Source organism: Shouchella shacheensis (genome assembly GCF_001484965.1).
GTDB classification, from domain to species: domain Bacteria; phylum Bacillota; class Bacilli; order Bacillales; family Bacillaceae_D; genus Shouchella; species Shouchella shacheensis.
The window spans coordinates 207,168-224,327 of sequence record NZ_KQ947393.1; the positions used below are offsets into that span (position 1 = coordinate 207,168).

Here is a 17,160-nt window from a genome sequence, read left to right on the forward strand (position 1 = left end):
TTTTATTTCACAAAAATGTGCTGTTTCAAATGATTGAAACAGCACATACCAGCCATTAGCCTCGTTTTCTTTGCTTTATCAATAATCGGATTGCCCTTGCTCACCTTGAACAATCGCTACTCCAGCGCTCGCTCCGATACGCGTCGCTCCTGCTTCAACCATGGATCGAACGTCCTCCAAGCTGCGCACGCCTCCAGATGCCTTCACGCCAATGTGATCCCCTACTATCCTACGCATACGTTCGATGTCGGCAAGAGTAGCCCCTCCGGTCGAGAAGCCCGTTGACGTCTTCACAAAATCAGCCCCTGCTTTGACTGCCAACTCACACGCCTGCTCTTTCTCTTGATCCGTAAGCAAACAGGTCTCAAGGATGACTTTCGTTAGCGCTTTGCCGCTCGCCGCCTCGACGACCGCACGAATATCTTGCTCTACAAACTCGTTGTCTCCGCCTTTTAAAGCAGCAATGTTTAAGACCATGTCTACTTCCGTAGCTCCGTTTTTAATCGCATTTTCCGTCTCAAAAGCTTTGACTGCCGTTGTTGACTGACCAAGTGGAAAACCAATCACCGTGCATACGTTTACCTCTTTGGCCTCTTTCAACTCCTCCGCAGCAAGCTTCACCCACGCTGGTTGAATGCAAACCGAAGCAAATTGATAGTCTTTTGCCTCCGCGCATAGGGCGAGAATTTCTTCTTTTGTTGCATCTGCCCTTAGCAATGTATGATCAATCAAGTTCGCAACTGATGAGCTCACGATGATCACCCTTTCCGTCGTTGTTCGTACCTCTGCATCATATCATGAAATCAAAGGGAAGACGAGTCCCCCCACCGCTAACCCACTCTCCTCTGCCGCCTCTGCGTTTTAACCGTAGATCTCGTCAAAAAACTATGCAAAATCATGCCACCTATAATTAGCCCAAGCCCAACAAGAGCAGTACCTGGTGGGACCGCCCCTCCTAGCAGCAGAACTTCAATGGTGACAGAGAAAAATACAGCACCCGACTGAGTCGCTTCGACGGCTGCCAGCTGATTAGGGTTACGCCGTGTTATGTCGGTCGCATAGAAAAACAGCAGCGTTGCAATGATCCCTGCACAAATAGAAACAAGGGCGGTCTGCCCAACTTGAGAGATGGACGGCAGACCTTCTTGCCACACACCATAAAAGAAGAGCGCCAGCCAGAATGGAGTCGTAAAAAGCGTCATGCCAAGCACTCTTGAGAACGTATCCAGCTGACCGTCTGTGACCTCCATCATTTTGCGGTTGCCGAGCGGATAGGCAAAGGCCGCTGCAGCAACTGGTAGTGCTGTCGCAAGAGCGTATCCAAAGTGAAGCTCTGTGGCATGCTGCCATTGTATCAGAAGGACGCCGCTGAAAATGACAACCGAGGAACCGAGAGAGGCAACCGGGATGCGCTGCCGCCGTCTTTTCCCATCCACGGTTGTAAAAAAAGCGGCGAGAGCAGGAGACCAGCGATAATCGTTAGCTGGAAAGTTCCAGCTATGAGCCAACCAGGTCCGTAAGCAGCGGCAAAAGTGAGCGGCGCATAAAAAATCACAAAACCGACGAAGCTCCAGCCAAACCATTGGCGCAACTTCCCGCGCGTCGCTCCTCTTAGAGGGGCAAAGCCCGTGCGCCAACCAACCAGGAGCAAGAGAAACGGGATCATAAACAGAAACCGGAGGGAGGCGCTAAAATACCAGCTGCCTCCGTCTACTTCCATCATGCGATTCAAAATGAAGGTGGTAGAGAAAAAGAGTGAAGCAAGAATTCCAATAAGCATTCCTTTCATGTGGCAAAGCCCCTTTGACAAAAAAATCCACAATCCAGTCTCATTATACGCCTCGCTGCCTGTCACTGGCTAGAAGAAAAGCGGAGGCGGGTCGCTCAGAAACGAGAAGTTTGGGGGCTCGCACGAGAAATCCTAGGCAAGACTAAAAATCTCGACGCTTCTACCCGCCGGAGCTAAAAGAAGACCGATCGGACGTTACCGATCGGTCTTCTCATTAGGCGAGCTGCTCGCTCTCTTCCATTACACGGACAAACTCACCTCTATTATAAGGGTAGCCCACTTCCTTGATTTTCACTTTGACAATTTCACCAACCATTGTTTCCTCTGCAGGGAGCTTGACCTTTAAATAATTATCCGTATAGCCAACAAAGAGACCGGATTCCGGATTCTCTTTGTCGCGCTCCTCTGGAATCACTTCGAGCACTTCGTTTTCAAACTTTGAAGCGTATTCTTTGGCTAGCTGGTTTGACAGCTCGATCAAACGGTGAACGCGATCGTTTTTAATCGCCTCATCGACTTGGTCCGTCATCCGCGCGGCTGGCGTTCCTGTACGCTTGGAATAAGGAAAAACATGCAGTTCACTAAAGTTATGAGCGCGAATGAAGTCATACGTTTCTTGGAATTCATCCGCTGTTTCTCCTGGAAAACCAACGATGACATCAGACGTAATCGCTAGATCGGGAAGAACCGTCTTCAGCTTCCCTATTCTCTCGGCAAAAGCGGCCATCGTATATTTACGACGCATTCGTTTTAAAACGGTATCGGAACCGGACTGAAGCGGGATGTGCATATGACGAACGACTTTGTTCGAGCGACCAATGACGCCGATCACTTCATCAGTAAGCTGACTCGCTTCAATCGAAGAAATTCGAACCCGCTTCAAGCCGCGGACATGCTCCAAGTCTTCAAGCAGGCGCGCCAGGCTGTAATCTTTTAAATCTTCGCCGTATCCGCCGGTATGGATGCCGGTAAGGACGATCTCTTTATAGCCAGCCTCAACAAGCTGCTGCGCTTGTTTGACGACTTCTTCTGGATCGCGGGAGCGCATAAGGCCACGTGCCCACGGGATGATACAAAAGGTACAGAAATTATTACAGCCTTCCTGGATTTTCAAGGAAGCTCTCGTCCGATCTGTGAACGACGGCACGTCCAACTCTTCGTAGACGCGTGATTTCATGATGTTGCCAACGCCGTTGATTGGCTTTCGCTCTTTTTTATATTGCTCAATGTAATCAAGCATCTTTGTTCGATCCTGCGTACCCACAACAATGTCAACGCCAGGAATCGCCATAATTTCCGCCGGGGAGGTTTGTGCGTAGCAGCCCGTGACACATATCACGGCGTCCGGGTTCTTGCGAATGGCACGGCGAATCACTTGACGGCTTTTTTTATCTCCCGTATTGGTAACGGTACATGTATTAATGACGTAGACGTCTGACGTTTGTTCATACTCGACTTTTTCATAGCCTTCCTGCTTAAACAACTGCCAGATCGCTTCTGTTTCATAGTGATTCACTTTGCATCCTAATGTGTGAAAGGCCACTGTATCCATATTGCTTCACCTCGATCATTCAAAATGGTAGGACAGCGCCGCAAGCAGATAGAGGGGCGCGGTTTCTGTCCGTAAGATCCGCGGGCCAAGAGCACAGGAATGCGCACCGACCGCGTGTAAGGCGCTGGCTTCCTCTCTTGTTAGCCCCCCTTCAGGACCGATAACAACAAGCAGTGTATTGTCGGGGTGGAGCCTCGCGAACGTCGACGCTAGCTGCTTGCTCTCGCCAGCTTTCGCTTCTTCTTCATCGCATACAAGGATAGCGTCGTAGCTTGTTGACAGCTCAAGAAGCGCTGAAAATGACGTGAGCGACTCGACCGTTGGCACGAACTGACGATGGGACTGCTCGGCTGCCTCTTTGGCGATTTTCTGAAGCCTCTCCCGTTTCTTGCTTGCTTTCTTGGCATCCCATTTCACAACAGAACGACTTGCAATAAAAGGGAGGAAGCAGCTCGCCCCAAGTTCGGTGCTTTTTTGAATGACCTGCTCTAGCTTGTCCCCTTTGGGTAGGCCTTGAGCAATGGTGACAGAAATGGGCAATTCGACTGCCATTTCTATCTCCCTAATAATCTCTGCACGCACCATCTCTGTGCTGACGTCTGCCAGCTTGGCAATCACAGCCCGACCTTGCTCGTTAAGACAGGTGATTGCATCCCCTGTTTGCATGCGCATTACGCGCGCGATGTGAGCCGCATCGTCGCCATGAACCTTCACGCATCCCTCTGTCATTTGCTCATCAGAGACAAAATAGCGCTGCATAAACTCACCCCTGTGGCTTCCTGGCAATGATCGCAACCCAGTCGTCCATTTCCTTGGCCTCGACCACCTCAAAGCCTGATGTCCTAATCGCTTCACTTACCTCATCTTTCTTTCTAGAAATAACACCAGAGGTAATAAAGTGGCCCCCAGGTCTGATGACGCCATACGCATCATCGGTAAACGTAACGATCACTTCTGCTAAAATATTCGCCACCACTACATCAGCGGTCTCCGCTGGCACGCCCTCAAGCAAATGGTTCTGCCGGGCATCAATGAGCGCCTCAGCCCCGTTCAAAGCAAAGTTGGACTGTGCACTCGCCACAGCGACATCGTCCAAGTCAAGCGCAGTAATCGATGTCGCCCCAAGCCGATAGGCCGCGATCGCTAGGACGCCTGAGCCTGTACCAACGTCAATCACTGCGTCTTTCGCTTTAACTACTTGTTCAAGCGCTTGGATCGAAAGCATCGTCGTTGCATGCGTCCCTGTTCCAAAGGCCATGCCCGGGTCAAGCTCAATGATGAGCTCGCCCTCCGTCGGTTCGTACTCTTCCCATGTAGGCAACACCGTGATCCTGTCTGTAATTTTCACCGGATGATAGTATTTTTTCCAGGCTGTGGCCCAGTCCTCTTCATCGACCTGCACGTAGTCCATTTCGGCTTTTCCAAGGTCAATATCGAATTCCCGAAGCGCTAATACACGCTTCCTCACCGTGGCAATCGTTTCCTCAAACCTCTCGTTCATTGGGAAGTACGCTTTGATCATCACGCCTTCGGTTGGATAGTCTCCCGGGGAGAGTTCATAGAGTTCCCCGTATTTAAAGCCCCACTGCATCACAAGGTCGTAAGGGTCTTCAATAGAGACACCAGCTGCTCCCGCTTCATGCAGCAGGTTGGAGATCGGTTCTACCGCTTCTTGCGTTGCGTGAACACGAAACTCTGCCCATTTCATTTTGCTTCGCTCCATTCCATCGTTTGCCTTTAATCCCCTTTAAAGGCACGGCGCAGTTTATCAAAAAAGCCGTCTTGCTGCTCCTCTGGTTTTCCGCCGCTCATGCCGGCAAACTCACGCATCATTTCTTTTTCGTTTTCAGACAGCTGCTTCGGCGTGACGACACGCACTTGCACATGCTGATCGCCCTGACCCCGTCCATGAACATTGGGGGCACCTTTCCCTCTAAGACGAAAGTTCGTGCCTGTTTGTGTTCCTGCTGGAACTTTCAGTTTCACTTTCCCCGTAAGCGTCGGGACTTCAATCTCATCACCAAGCGCCACTTGTGGGAAGGTGAGGGGAACCTCACAGTAGATGTCTTCGCCGTCACGCTCAAAGAATTCATGGTCGCTGACGTTAAAGACCACATACAGGTCTCCCGGTGGTCCACCGTTCGCGCCTGCCTCCCCTTGACCGGAAACGCGAAGCTGCTGTCCGTGGTCAATTCCTGCTGGAACTTTGATATTGATCGTCTTACGCTTACGGATTTTTCCTTTGCCCGCGCATGTCGTACATTTGTCCTTGATCATTTTCCCTGTTCCCTCGCAATGGTTACAGACGCGACGATTGACAACACGACCAAACGGCGTGTTCTGCTCAACATTTAGCTGACCGGAACCGCCGCAATGGGAACAGGTTTCAGGTGAAGTACCAGGCTTTGCCCCTGATCCATCGCATGTCTCACACGTTTCTTCTCGAGGAATTTCAATATCTGTATCTTTGCCGAAAATGGCTTCTTTAAACTCAAGGTTCATTGTATATTGAAGATCAGCGCCTTGGCGAGGAGCGTTGGGATTCCGACGTCCACCGCCGCCACCGAAGAACATATCAAAGATGTCGCCAAACCCGCCAAAATCACCTGCGCCTCCAGCGCCGCCAAAGCCTTGGTTTGGATCAGTGTGCCCAAACTGATCGTAATGGGTTTTTTTCTGCGGGTCGCTTAGCGTGTCGTATGCTTCTTTAACCTCTTTAAACTTAGCTTCCGCGCCCTCTTCTTTATTGACATCTGGGTGGTATTTTCGCGCTAGCTTACGGTATGCTTTTTTCACTTCATCCACCGATGCATTGTTATCGACGCCAAGGACGTCGTAAAAGTCTCTTTTTGCCACGTTTCTTCCTCCCGACTGAAGGCATACCAATCGCCTTCACGTTTTCTCACATAACGTACATCTTATCATTTACTGAACTCTTGGCGCAATAGGACATGCGCCCAATCAGAGAAAAAAGCCAAAGCCATAACGCTGACTTTGACTTCTCTCATCTTTAAGCCCTTATTTCTTTTCCTCGTCGTCTTTTACTTCTTCGTAATCCCCGTCGACGACATTATCTTCTTGCTCCGTGGAACCTTCCGCTTCTTGCTGAGCCTGAGCCGCTTGCGCTGCTTGCTCGTACATTTTCGTAGAGAGGCCCATCACGATTTCTTGAAGCTCATCTTTCGCTGTCTTAATCGCTTCAAGGTCTTCGCCTTCAAGTGCGGTTTTAAGTTTTTCTTTAGCCGCTTCCGCTTTGTCTTTTTCTTCTTGCTCTACATTTTCGCCAAGATCTGTGATCGTTTTGTCTGTAGAGAAGACAAGCTGATCGGCTTCGTTGCGAAGCTCCACTTCTTCACGACGCTTTTTGTCTTCTTCCGCATTCTCTTCTGCGTCCTGAACCATTTGTTCAATCTCTTCGTCCGAAAGTCCAGAAGAAGACGTGATCGTAATCGACTGCTCTTTGTTTGTGCCAAGATCTTTCGCTTTAACATTGACGATCCCGTTCGCATCGATGTCAAACGTCACTTCAATTTGCGGCACGCCACGCGGTGCTGGTGGAATGTCCGTTAGTTGGAAACGACCCAGCGTTTTGTTGCCTGCGGCCATTTCGCGCTCCCCTTGAAGGACGTGAATATCAACCGACGGCTGGTTATCGGCTGCGGTCGAGAACGTCTGAGATTTAGACGTTGGGATCGTTGTGTTTCGCTCGATCAACTTCGTGAACACTCCGCCCATCGTTTCAATCCCGAGAGATAGAGGTGTTACGTCAAGAAGAACGACATCCTTCACGTCCCCAGTTAAGACACCCGCTTGAACGGCTGCACCAAGGGCCACGACTTCGTCCGGGTTGACGCCTTTGTGCGCGTCTTTCCCTGTTAATTTCTTAATTTCATTTTGAACAGCAGGAATCCGAGTCGAACCACCAACGAGCACCACTTTGTCGATGTCGCTTGCGGAAAGTCCAGAATCCGAGAGTGCACGACGTGTTGGTGCAAGCGTTCGCTCTACAAGACCGGAAGAGAGTTCTTCAAATTTCGCACGAGAGAGTGTTAGCTCAAGATGCTTGGGTCCTGTAGAATCCGCTGTGATAAACGGAAGGGAAATTTGTGTTTGCGCGACCCCAGAAAGGTCTTTTTTCGCTTTTTCTGCAGCATCTTTCAAACGTTGCATGGCCATGTTATCTTGAGAAAGATCCACGCCGTTTTCTTTTTTGAACTCTGCAACGAGGTGCTTAATGATCACTTCATCAAAGTCATCCCCGCCGAGCTTGTTATCCCCAGACGTTGCTTTTACTTCAAAGAAACCATCGCCAAGTTCAAGGATGGAGACGTCAAACGTACCGCCACCAAGGTCATAGACAAGGATCGTTTGGTCTTCTTCTTTTTCAAGTCCGTAAGCAAGCGCTGCTGCGGTTGGCTCGTTAACAATACGCTCGACTTCAAGGCCAGCAATCTTCCCAGCATCTTTTGTTGCTTGGCGCTGAGAGTCATTAAAGTAAGCAGGCACGGTAATCACCGCTTTGCTTACAGTTTCGCCAAGGTAGGCTTCCGCATCGGATTTTAGCTTTTGCAGGATGATCGCCGACACTTCTTGTGGCGTGTACTCTTTGCCTTCAATGTCTTCTTTGTGATTGGTTCCCATATGACGCTTGATGGAGCTAATCGTGTTTGGGTTCGTGATCGCTTGACGTTTAGCCACTTCTCCTACAAGACGCTCCCCATCTTTGAATGCGACAACGGATGGCGTCGTCCGGTTGCCTTCCGGATTCGGAATAACAGTAGCTTCGCCGCCTTCCATAACGGCAACACAAGAGTTTGTTGTTCCGAGGTCAATACCAATTACTTTACTCATTTCAAATTTCCTCCCAATGCTAATATCTTTTACACATTTACTTTGACCATGGAATGTCTAAGCACACGGTCTTTTAACTGATAGCCCTTCTGCAATTCTTCCACGATTTGATTTGGTTCAAACCCTTCTTCCTCGACTTGCATCACTGCCTGGTGACGATGAGGATCAAAGGTTTCCCCTTCTGTCGCAATCGCTTCAACGCCTTCTTTCGTTAGCGCCTCCTGCAATTGACGGTAGACCATCTTCATCCCTTCGAGGAGCTGCTTCGCCTCCTCGCTTTCCGGTTCGACGGCAAGGGCGCGCTCAAAGTTGTCAAGGGCCGGCAAGAGTTCCTCAATAAAGCCTTGGGCACGGTACTTCGCTTGCGCCTCTTTCTCCTCACGCGAGCGACGACGGAAATTATCGTAATCCGCTTGCACACGTGCCAAGCGGTTTTTTACATCGGCAAGCTCAAGTGGATTGATTTCTATTTCCTCCGCAGCTTGTGCATTCGCATCAGTAGCTTCGTCTGTGTCTTCAGCTTGCAAAGACTCTGGCTCTTCAACTTGCTGTTCCTTTTCATCTGCAACCACTTCTTGTTCATCTCTTCTTTCTTCAGTCACGAGTTGTTCACCTCCTGCAATCGTTCAATCCATCACCCACCTTAGGGTCTTACGTGAACATAAAAAGACCCCTTCAGCGAGAAGTATAAGCACAACTACCCGTATCTTGAGTTTGGGGAAGCCTCACTTTTATGTAGAGTAGCAAGCAAGTCCTTCACTTGCCACACATACGTTTTAATCATTTTGATAGAGATCTGTCAATAGCTTAGACAAATCCTTCGAAAGTGAATCAACCACTTTGATCATGCGCCTGTATTCCATACGAGTCGGGCCGATGACTCCAAGTGTTCCCACATGGCGACCATCAATCGCATACGTTGCTGTGACAAGCGAGCAGGACTCAAATGCTTCAATCTCATTCTCGGCTCCGATGCTGACATGCAAGCCGTTATTTTGACTACGAAGCCATTGGTGCATCAGCGATTCTTCTTCCAACATGTTAAAAAGGGATCTTATTTTATTCATATCCTGAAATTCAGGCTGAATCATCAAATTCGTTTTGCCACTATAAAATACTTTGTCGGCTTTTGTAACGTTGAATGAATCGTTTAACGCTTTGAGTACCTGCTTGTAATTTGCGACATGCTGCTTAAACAACTTCACGAGTTCTGCGGAAATTCGTCCTTGCAAATGCACAAGCGGAGTCCCCACGAGACGTTCGTTCAACAGATTGACAGTGCGCTCCAAATCACTGAGCGTCACGGCTTCATCAATATGGACAAGATGATTTTCCACATGCCCTGTCTCACTGACAATAATGACAATGGCTTTATGATCATTCATCGGCACAATTTGAATGTTTCTTAGCTTGGCTTCCAGCCATTCCGGCCCGAGCACAATCGAAACATAGCTTGTCATTTCAGATAGGATCCGAGCCGATTCCTGAATGACCTCTTCCATCGCTTGTAGGCGCGCCGAAGCAAGGCTTGAAATGCCCGCTCGTTCTGCCCCTGTTAAGCGATGCGGTGAGAGCAAATGATCTACGTAATAGCGATACCCTTGCTGAGAAGGCGCCCGACCGGCAGAACTATGAGGCTTCTCCAAAAAGCCGAGTTCCTCTAGATCTGACATATCATTACGTATCGTTGCAGGGCTAAATGGAATGTCGTCACGTTTCGATATGCTTCTGGAACCAACAGGCTCCGCAGTCCGAACGTAGTCGTCAACAATTGCGTGCAGGATCAAAAGCTGCCTTTCAGTTAGCATATCTGCACCCCCTGTTAGCACTCAAGCTCCACGAGTGCTAATACTATTGATACACTATCAAATAGGTCAGGATTTGTCAATAATGAAAACCGCGCGGGGGAGACAAAACTAGTCTAACGACAAGAAAACGTTTAAGCGTCAAAGTGGGGGGACTGGCAAAAACCTATTTATGGAAATTCGATGGCAGTTGACCAGCGGCCACGGCCGTTGACCCTCTTATCCTCGACTTCGTGCAGACATATGCGGCTTTCTCACACGCATTCGCGCCTTTTTCACGCACATCCGCAGCTTTCTCACGCACATTCGGCCTTTCTCACGCACATTCGGCCTTTCTCACGCACATCCGCGCCCTTCTCACGCACATCCACGGCTTTCTCACGCACATTCAGCCTTTTTCACGCACATCCTCTGACCTTAAACCTTCACCTTCGCCAGATCTTCATCGTCTAACACCGCTAAGAACAATTCAAACGCTTCATTTCCAAGAAGCAATCCGTCTTCGGTTAACCTGAGACGCGCCTCGCTCTCCTCAAGCAGTCCGCGACGCTTGCCTTCCTCGATTTCCTCGCCAAATAATGTTTCCAGCTCAACTCCATACTGACGAGCAAAGGCCACTTTCTCTACGCCCTCACGTTTTCGGAGACCGAGAAAGACCGATTCCTCCACTTTTTCGATTAAAGGCACTTTATGCTCACGCAGACGCGGCATCTTCCCACTCGTCACAGCATCAATATATTTCTGCACGGGATTAATGTTTTGATAGCGAATGCCCTGGTCGTAGCCGGAAGCGCCTGCCCCGAAACCGTCATACTCTTCATTGTTCCAATAAACGAGATTGTGCCTCGACTCATAACCAGGCTTGCCGAAATTGCTAATCTCATACTGAGAGAGGCCTGCTTCCTTCGTTTTTACTTTTAAGAGGTCATACATGGCGACATCCGTTTCTTCAGGCGGCAGGGAGAGCTGTCCTTTACGGTGACGGTTAAAGAAGACCGTCTTTTGCTCAATCTTTAAGGCGTAAGCGGAAATATGCTGGACGCCAAGGGCAAGAGCTTGGTCAACGGCCTCTGAAAAGTCTTCGACGCGCTGCTTCGGCAGACCGAGCATCAAGTCAACGGAAATATTGTCAAAGCCATAGGCACGCGCTGTTTCAATCGCTTGTGTAACACTTGTTGGCGAGTGGGTGCGGCCGATTTCCGAGAGCAGTTCTGGGGTGAACGTCTGCACACCAATGCTCAGGCGCGTGACGCCAAACGCCTTCAAAACCGCAAGCTTGTCCCCATCCGCGCTGTCTGGATTGACTTCCACGGTCCACTCTTCCACTTCTTCCAAATGGAAGATTGCATGCATGGCTTCCAGCAAAGTGCGGAGCTGCAAAGCCGTAAGAGCGGTCGGCGTGCCACCGCCAATATAGATGGTGCGAACGGGAACATCGCCTTGCACACGCCGCGCTTCCTTCATTTCCTGAATCAGCGCCTCAATATAGGCATTGACAGGCTGATTTTCCAGGAACACTTTATTGAAATCACAGTAGTGACAGATGTGCTCGCAGAACGGGATGTGGATATACATTGATCTGCCCAAAACGTCGTCCTCCTTGTCACATGAAAAAGCCCGCCTCAACCACAAACGACGGCGAGGCGGCAGTTTTATGTTTAGTTGTCGTCCATACGGAGGACCGCCATGAATGCTTCCTGCGGAACTTCCACATTCCCGACGGCTTTCATCCGCTTCTTTCCTTCTTTTTGCTTCTCGAGAAGCTTTCGTTTCCGGGAAATATCCCCGCCGTAGCATTTGGAGAGGACATTTTTACGGATGGCTTTGATCGTTGAGCGGGCAATCACCTTCGTTCCGATGCTTGCCTGTACAGGCACTTCGAACTGCTGGCGGGGGATCAGTTCTTTGAGCTTATCGACGATAATTTTCCCACGCTCATACGCAGAGTCCCGGTGAACAATCACCGAAAGGGCGTCTACTTTTTCCCCGTTTAGCAGAATGTCCATCTTTACGAGCTTCGACTGCCTGTAACCGATCAGCTCATAGTCAAACGAGGCATAGCCCTTCGTGTTTGATTTCAGCTGATCGAAAAAGTCATAGACAATCTCTGAGAGCGGAATCGCATAGACAATTTGTACGCGATTCTCGTCCAGGTATTGCATGTCTTCAAAATCCCCGCGCTTTTTCTGACAAAGCTCCATCACGGCCCCAACGAAATCATTTGGCACCATGACGGTGGCTTTTACATAGGGTTCTTCAACATACTCCACTTTTTGCGCGTCGGGCATATTGGACGGATTGTCAATACGAACAAGCTCTTCATCGGTCATCATCACATTGTAAATAACGCTCGGCGCCGTTGTGATAAGTGAAATGCCGAACTCTCGCTCGATTCGCTCCTGAATAATTTCCATATGCAATAGACCAAGAAATCCGCAGCGAAAGCCAAAGCCAAGCGCCTGAGAGGTCTCCGGTTCGTATTGAAGGGATGCATCATTAAGCTCCAAACGTTCAAGCGCCTCGCGCAAGTCATTGTACTCACTCGTATCAATCGGATAAAGTCCGCAGAAGACCATCGGGTTCTTTCTTCGATAGCCAGGCAGCGGAGCTTCCGCAGGAGTCACAGCGCTCGTAATCGTATCCCCGACACGGCTGTCTCCGACATTTTTAATGGCTGCTGTTAGGAAGCCAACGTCGCCAACGGTCAGCTCGTCCACCTTGGTCGCTTTCGGTGTGAAAACGCCAATCTCAGAGACCTCAAATTCCTTTTCCGTCTGCATCATGCGAATCTTCTCACCGGCACGAACGGTGCCCTGGACGATTCGAATATAAGCGATAACGCCGCGGTACGGATCATACAAGGAATCAAAAATAAGAGCCTTCAGTGGGGCTTTTGGGTCACCTGCAGGGGCAGGCACTTTCTCTACGACCTGCTCAAGAATTTCTTCGATGCCAATCCCGTTCTTTGCCGAAGCAAGCACGGCTTCGGACGCATCAAGACCAATCACATCCTCGACTTCTTGCTTGACGCGGTCGGGTTCGGCGCTTGGCAAATCAATTTTATTAATCACGGGAAGGATTTCAAGATCATTATCAAGCGCCAGGTAGACGTTGGCGAGCGTCTGCGCTTCAATTCCCTGGGCGCTGTCTACGATAAGAAGCGCACCCTCGCAAGCAGCAAGACTTCGGGAAACTTCGTATGTAAAATCGACGTGCCCCGGCGTATCGATCAAATGAAAGATATAGTCTTCTCCGTCCTTCGCGGTGTATTTAAGCTGAACAGCATTCAGCTTAATGGTGATGCCCCGCTCCCGCTCAAGATCCATTGCATCGAGCGTTTGATCTTTCATTTCACGATCTGTGAGCGCTCCTGTTTTCTCTAAAATTCGGTCAGCAAGCGTTGATTTTCCGTGGTCAATATGCGCGATGATCGAAAAGTTCCGGATTCTGGACTGACGGCTAAGGCGCTGTTCATTGTTCATTGTTAAAGTCACCCCTCATAAGTGCGCACTCAAAAAAGAGGGAAGCCTCGCCGCCTCCCTTCATGAGCTGTCGCAACGTACATACACTGTTTCCCATTATAGCAAGGGTTCGACCTCGCTTCAATCAAAGCTTTCCCTTGACTTGTCTTCCTCAGGGTAATTTTTGTTTATAACATTGTGTACAAACCCAGCGAGAGCGTCCAAACCACCAAGGGTTACCGCCTGGAACGTGTTCGCAAACGAGCTACCAAGATCCGAAAAAAAGTTTGTGGGCCCAGTCGCTCTCTTCAGCTGGTCCGCCTCCTTTTTTTTCTCTACGCTAAGGGGATCAGGCTTTTCGGCAGCTTCTCTTTCTTCTGGTGTACTGAGTTTGGCCGGCTCGGAAAACCCATACTGTTCACTCATCATTTGCACCCCGAGAAGCGTCCCCAGAAGAAAAAGGATGCCAATGATTCCTGTGGTTACGAAAAAGCGTTTCATTTATTCTCCCCCTCCATTCGTTTCGTAGTACTCGGCAAACACATCGGCAATGGCTTCTGTCGTGGCGTAGGTTTCTTCCAATGTGTTATCCACGCCGCCGATTTCAATCAACGCTGAATTTGGTGAGAGGTCTTGGTTGAATTTTCCGTTCGTCCCTGCGCCTCCTTTTGTAATAACCGCTCGATTCAGACCTGGATATTGTTCTTCCATAATCGTGTGTAAATCTTCGGCGAGCTTGAGATTTTTTTCGTATTCAGGATGATCGGTTCCTACAACAAACATCGTTCGCGCATAAGAGACCCCGTTAATGTCCACCGTCGTCTCCTCTCTCGGTAGCGAATCTCGGTGAAGGTCAAAGAAGAAGGTAAGGTCTTCATTTTCCTTCATTGCACTTTGAACAAACTCCCTTGCAACATCATAGGACGCTCCGTACCCTAACCCTCTTTCCTGCAGCACCGCTTGGGCATCCCTTTGCTCCATATGGGCTCCAAAGCCACGCTGATCGAGCTCTTGCTTTAACTTCTCCCCTGTCATCGTAATATTGACCTCTGGATGCATCGCTTCGTCTGGGTCGGTTGCCTCAAGTTCTGGCAAAAACGACTCATACGTATGCGCAGTGCCAATGTAGACGATTTTTTCATCCGGCACATCCGTCGCCTCTTCCGCTGCCCGGTCCAGCTCTTCTCTTTTCGCTAAGCTCTCTTGCTTGGCCTCACGTTCGGCCATCATCACATCCTTCGGGGGAGGGGATTCAATGGAAAGGTTTGTGTAATCCGTGCCCTCCCCTGCAATATGAATGGTCGAATCAAAAACCGAAAAACCCGGAAGTTCCCTTCCAAGCAAACTCCTTGGATCATCTAAACTTATACTGGTGGCACTCTCAAAGACCAAAGCGCTCAAAGAAAAAGGTTTGGCCTCAGCAGGGAGCGCTTGCTCAAACAAACGATTTTCCATGCTCATCAGCCTGAGGAAGTGCTCCCCCTCAATATCCATCGTCCAGTTGTGAATCGTACCTGAGGTTAGCCCTCTGCCTGGACCTCCTACGACAAGAACACTCGTACACAAGAACAGGGTCATCATGGCAATCACAAGTGTGGAAGCGATGCGTAACAGGCTTGTCTTTTGTTTGGATGGTGGCATTCTGACTCCGTCTCCCTTCGCAGCTTGTCCTGACCGAATCAGTTATACCTATGCCTGGGCGCGTGAGAACATGACTACGAGCAAGACAAAAAGCACAGGCGGGTCGCCTAGAAGCGCGAATTTTGGAGGGCCTGGACTAGAAATCCCGGGTTTGGATTTCGGTCCAGGCCTGAAAAATCTCGGTGCTTCTACCCGCCGGAGCTAGACATAAAAAAGACCCCATGCACAGTGGCATCAGGTCTCTCCATTACTTCGTGTAGGCACCAATATTCTCTTGATTGACTTTTTGATGCAATGCTGCGTTCAATCCCCCAGCGACGACATGCGCCATGTCCTCTATGAAGACGTCAATTTCTTTTGGGGTCACCATAAGATTATGGCCTAGTGGAGAAAGGACTTCAGAAATCAGCTGCCGCTTCTCATAATCTTCAAGCGTGCCGACCATACCAAGAATTGTGTTGCGGCTGTGCTCTTCAGGTAAGTCCTCCTCAGAGAGTGTCTTTCTTTCACCGAACGTCATTCCTGCTGGGGCGAGCCTACCCGAAGGCACATCCCCTTCCTGCATTTCACGGCCCAGATGCTTTAACACGTAGTCGATGGTGTCACTTGTAATCGTCACCGCATCCACAACCGTTGGAATTCCGATCGCAATGACAGGGATGCCGAGTGTGTCCTTGCTCATTTCTTTACGCTTATTGCCAACGCCGCTCCCTGGATGAATCCCCGTATCGGCAATTTGAATGGTTGTATTGACGCGGTCAATGGAACGAGAAGCGAGAGCATCCACAACAATGACGAAATCCGGATTGGTTTTTTCAATGACCCCAAAGATCACATCACTCGTCTCAATCCCGGTTAGCCCCATAACACCTGGCGTAACAGCACTAACGGACCGGTACCCACCTTCCACCTCTTCTGGCGCGAGTGTAAACAAATGCCTTGTAACAAGGATCTCTTCAACCGCAAGCGGCCCCAGCGCATCAGGGGTCACGTTCCAGTTTCCAAGTCCAACGACTAAACAGGAATCATTAAGCCCAACCCCCGAGTCTTTCAAAAACTGGGCAAACTGCGCGGCAAAAATTTCTTCCATTCGATCTTGCAGCTCCGTATCTTTTTGACGAATACCCTGTGCTTCAAATGTCAAATAGTTGCCCGCTTTTTTTTGTAGACGCTCGGCCCCTTCTTCACCAATCGTCACGCGCGTAATTTTAACGTCGTCCTGTGTCTCTTCGGTAATCTCGACATCAGAGACCATCTTGGCTTTTTGATCAGGGTTCTGCCTTTGCTCCTCTTCCAATACGATTTCGTGCGCTTCCACTGCTAAATCGGTTCGTATTTGAAAGGGTTCCATGTTTAAATCGTGGCCCATTGTCATTCCTCCCTTGAAGTTAGCTACTGTTAGCATTCCTCGCAGGGAAGAAAACATTCGGTCATTCACAGATTCTATTGCATTTGTTAACCAGTTTTGATAGAATGCAGATTGTTGACAAGCAAGCTCAAGACGACTTTTGTATAGAGTTCTGCTGTGATCAGGAGGTGAAACAAATGGCAAACATTAAATCTGCGGTTAAACGTGTGAAAACAAGCGAGGCTCGTCGCGCTCAAAACACGTCTCAAAAATCTGCGCTCCGTTCTGCGGTTCGTAATTTTGAAGTCGTGGCTAACACAGACAGTGCAAGTACTGAAGCAAAGCAAGGAGCGTTCGTTCAAGCGGTAAAAAAGCTTGACAAAGCGGCAGGCAAAGGCCTTATTCATAAAAACGCTGCATCTCGTCAAAAATCTCGCCTAGCGAAAAAATTGAACGGTGCAAACGTGTAAATAAGGAAAGAGTTAGCTGATCATGGGTGGCGCACCCGTGATCTTTTTTGTGTAGAAAGGTGAAGGCGGGTCGATCAGAAGCGAGGATTTTGGAGACCCGATAAAAGAAATCCCGGTCTTGGATTTTGTTGTCGGGGCGAAAAATCCCGAGCTTCTACCCGCCGCAGCTAGATCAAGAAAGGTGGAGGCGGGTTGGTCTGGAGCGAGAATTTTGGAAGGCCTGCACGAGAAATCCCGACCTTG

The 17,160-nt window shown here is 49.5% G+C and carries 14 protein-coding genes and 1 pseudogene; 1 reads left to right on the plus strand and 14 read right to left on the minus strand.

The genetic code is table 11. From position 1 onward, the window contains the following. Positions 1 to 78: 78 nt before the first annotated feature. The 14 genes and pseudogenes from deoC to gpr all read right to left on the minus strand — a co-directional run bounded on the left by deoC (position 79) and on the right by gpr (position 16,468). Complete coding sequence (gene deoC, locus AVZ68_RS00965) at positions 79 to 753, minus strand: deoxyribose-phosphate aldolase (protein WP_059102668.1); 675 nt, start codon at positions 751 to 753, stop codon at positions 79 to 81. Between the two features lie 77 nt (positions 754 to 830). Further along, positions 831 to 1,789 (minus strand): annotated as a pseudogene (locus AVZ68_RS00970) (DMT family transporter). A gap of 214 nt (positions 1,790 to 2,003) precedes the next feature. After that, the gene (mtaB, locus tag AVZ68_RS00975; RefSeq protein WP_059102669.1) at positions 2,004 to 3,341 is read right to left on the minus strand and encodes a tRNA (N(6)-L-threonylcarbamoyladenosine(37)-C(2))-methylthiotransferase MtaB; all 1,338 of its coding nucleotides are present in this window, start codon (positions 3,339 to 3,341) and stop codon (positions 2,004 to 2,006) included. A gap of 15 nt (positions 3,342 to 3,356) precedes the next feature. Beyond that, entirely contained in the window at positions 3,357 to 4,100 is a 744-nt protein-coding gene (locus AVZ68_RS00980) for a 16S rRNA (uracil(1498)-N(3))-methyltransferase (protein WP_059102670.1), read from the minus strand. A 4-nt stretch (positions 4,101 to 4,104) separates the two neighbouring features. Beyond that, positions 4,105 to 5,049, minus strand: coding sequence for a 50S ribosomal protein L11 methyltransferase (gene prmA / locus AVZ68_RS00985; RefSeq protein ID WP_059102910.1), 945 nt, complete (start codon positions 5,047 to 5,049; stop codon positions 4,105 to 4,107). A 29-nt stretch (positions 5,050 to 5,078) separates the two neighbouring features. Next, positions 5,079 to 6,197, minus strand: a complete 1,119-nt coding sequence (dnaJ, locus tag AVZ68_RS00990) for a molecular chaperone DnaJ (protein ID WP_059102671.1) — start codon at positions 6,195 to 6,197, stop codon at positions 5,079 to 5,081. Positions 6,198 to 6,359: 162 nt separating this feature from the next. Then, positions 6,360 to 8,192, minus strand: a complete 1,833-nt coding sequence (dnaK, locus tag AVZ68_RS00995; protein WP_059102672.1) for a molecular chaperone DnaK — start codon at positions 8,190 to 8,192, stop codon at positions 6,360 to 6,362. A 29-nt stretch (positions 8,193 to 8,221) separates the two neighbouring features. Beyond that, a complete protein-coding gene (grpE, locus tag AVZ68_RS01000; protein ID WP_059102673.1) occupies positions 8,222 to 8,794 on the minus strand; it encodes a nucleotide exchange factor GrpE in 573 nt (190 codons plus the stop codon). 174 nt (positions 8,795 to 8,968) lie between these two features. Continuing rightward, positions 8,969 to 10,000 (minus strand): heat-inducible transcriptional repressor HrcA, encoded by a 1,032-nt coding sequence (gene hrcA / locus AVZ68_RS01005; RefSeq protein WP_059102674.1) that lies wholly within the window; start codon positions 9,998 to 10,000, stop codon positions 8,969 to 8,971. A 414-nt stretch (positions 10,001 to 10,414) separates the two neighbouring features. After that, positions 10,415 to 11,584 carry a radical SAM family heme chaperone HemW gene (gene hemW / locus AVZ68_RS01010; protein WP_180316651.1) on the minus strand — a complete coding sequence of 390 codons (1,170 nt, stop codon included), beginning with the start codon at positions 11,582 to 11,584 and terminating at the stop codon, positions 10,415 to 10,417. Between the two features lie 71 nt (positions 11,585 to 11,655). Next, on the minus strand, positions 11,656 to 13,479 hold the full coding sequence (gene lepA / locus AVZ68_RS01015) for a translation elongation factor 4 (protein ID WP_059102675.1): 1,824 nt from the start codon (positions 13,477 to 13,479) through the stop codon (positions 11,656 to 11,658). A 120-nt stretch (positions 13,480 to 13,599) separates the two neighbouring features. Beyond that, entirely contained in the window at positions 13,600 to 13,959 is a 360-nt protein-coding gene (locus tag AVZ68_RS01020; RefSeq protein WP_059102676.1) for a hypothetical protein, read from the minus strand. After that, entirely contained in the window at positions 13,960 to 15,099 is a 1,140-nt protein-coding gene (locus AVZ68_RS01025; RefSeq protein WP_059102677.1) for a stage II sporulation protein P, read from the minus strand. Between the two features lie 247 nt (positions 15,100 to 15,346). Then, on the minus strand, positions 15,347 to 16,468 hold the full coding sequence (gpr, locus tag AVZ68_RS01030; RefSeq protein ID WP_059102678.1) for a GPR endopeptidase: 1,122 nt from the start codon (positions 16,466 to 16,468) through the stop codon (positions 15,347 to 15,349). A gap of 176 nt (positions 16,469 to 16,644) precedes the next feature. Here gpr and rpsT point away from each other — a divergent pair, with 176 nt between their 5' ends. Next, the gene (gene rpsT / locus AVZ68_RS01035) at positions 16,645 to 16,917 is read left to right on the plus strand and encodes a 30S ribosomal protein S20 (protein WP_059102679.1); all 273 of its coding nucleotides are present in this window, start codon (positions 16,645 to 16,647) and stop codon (positions 16,915 to 16,917) included. The last annotated feature ends 243 nt before the right edge of the window (positions 16,918 to 17,160 follow it).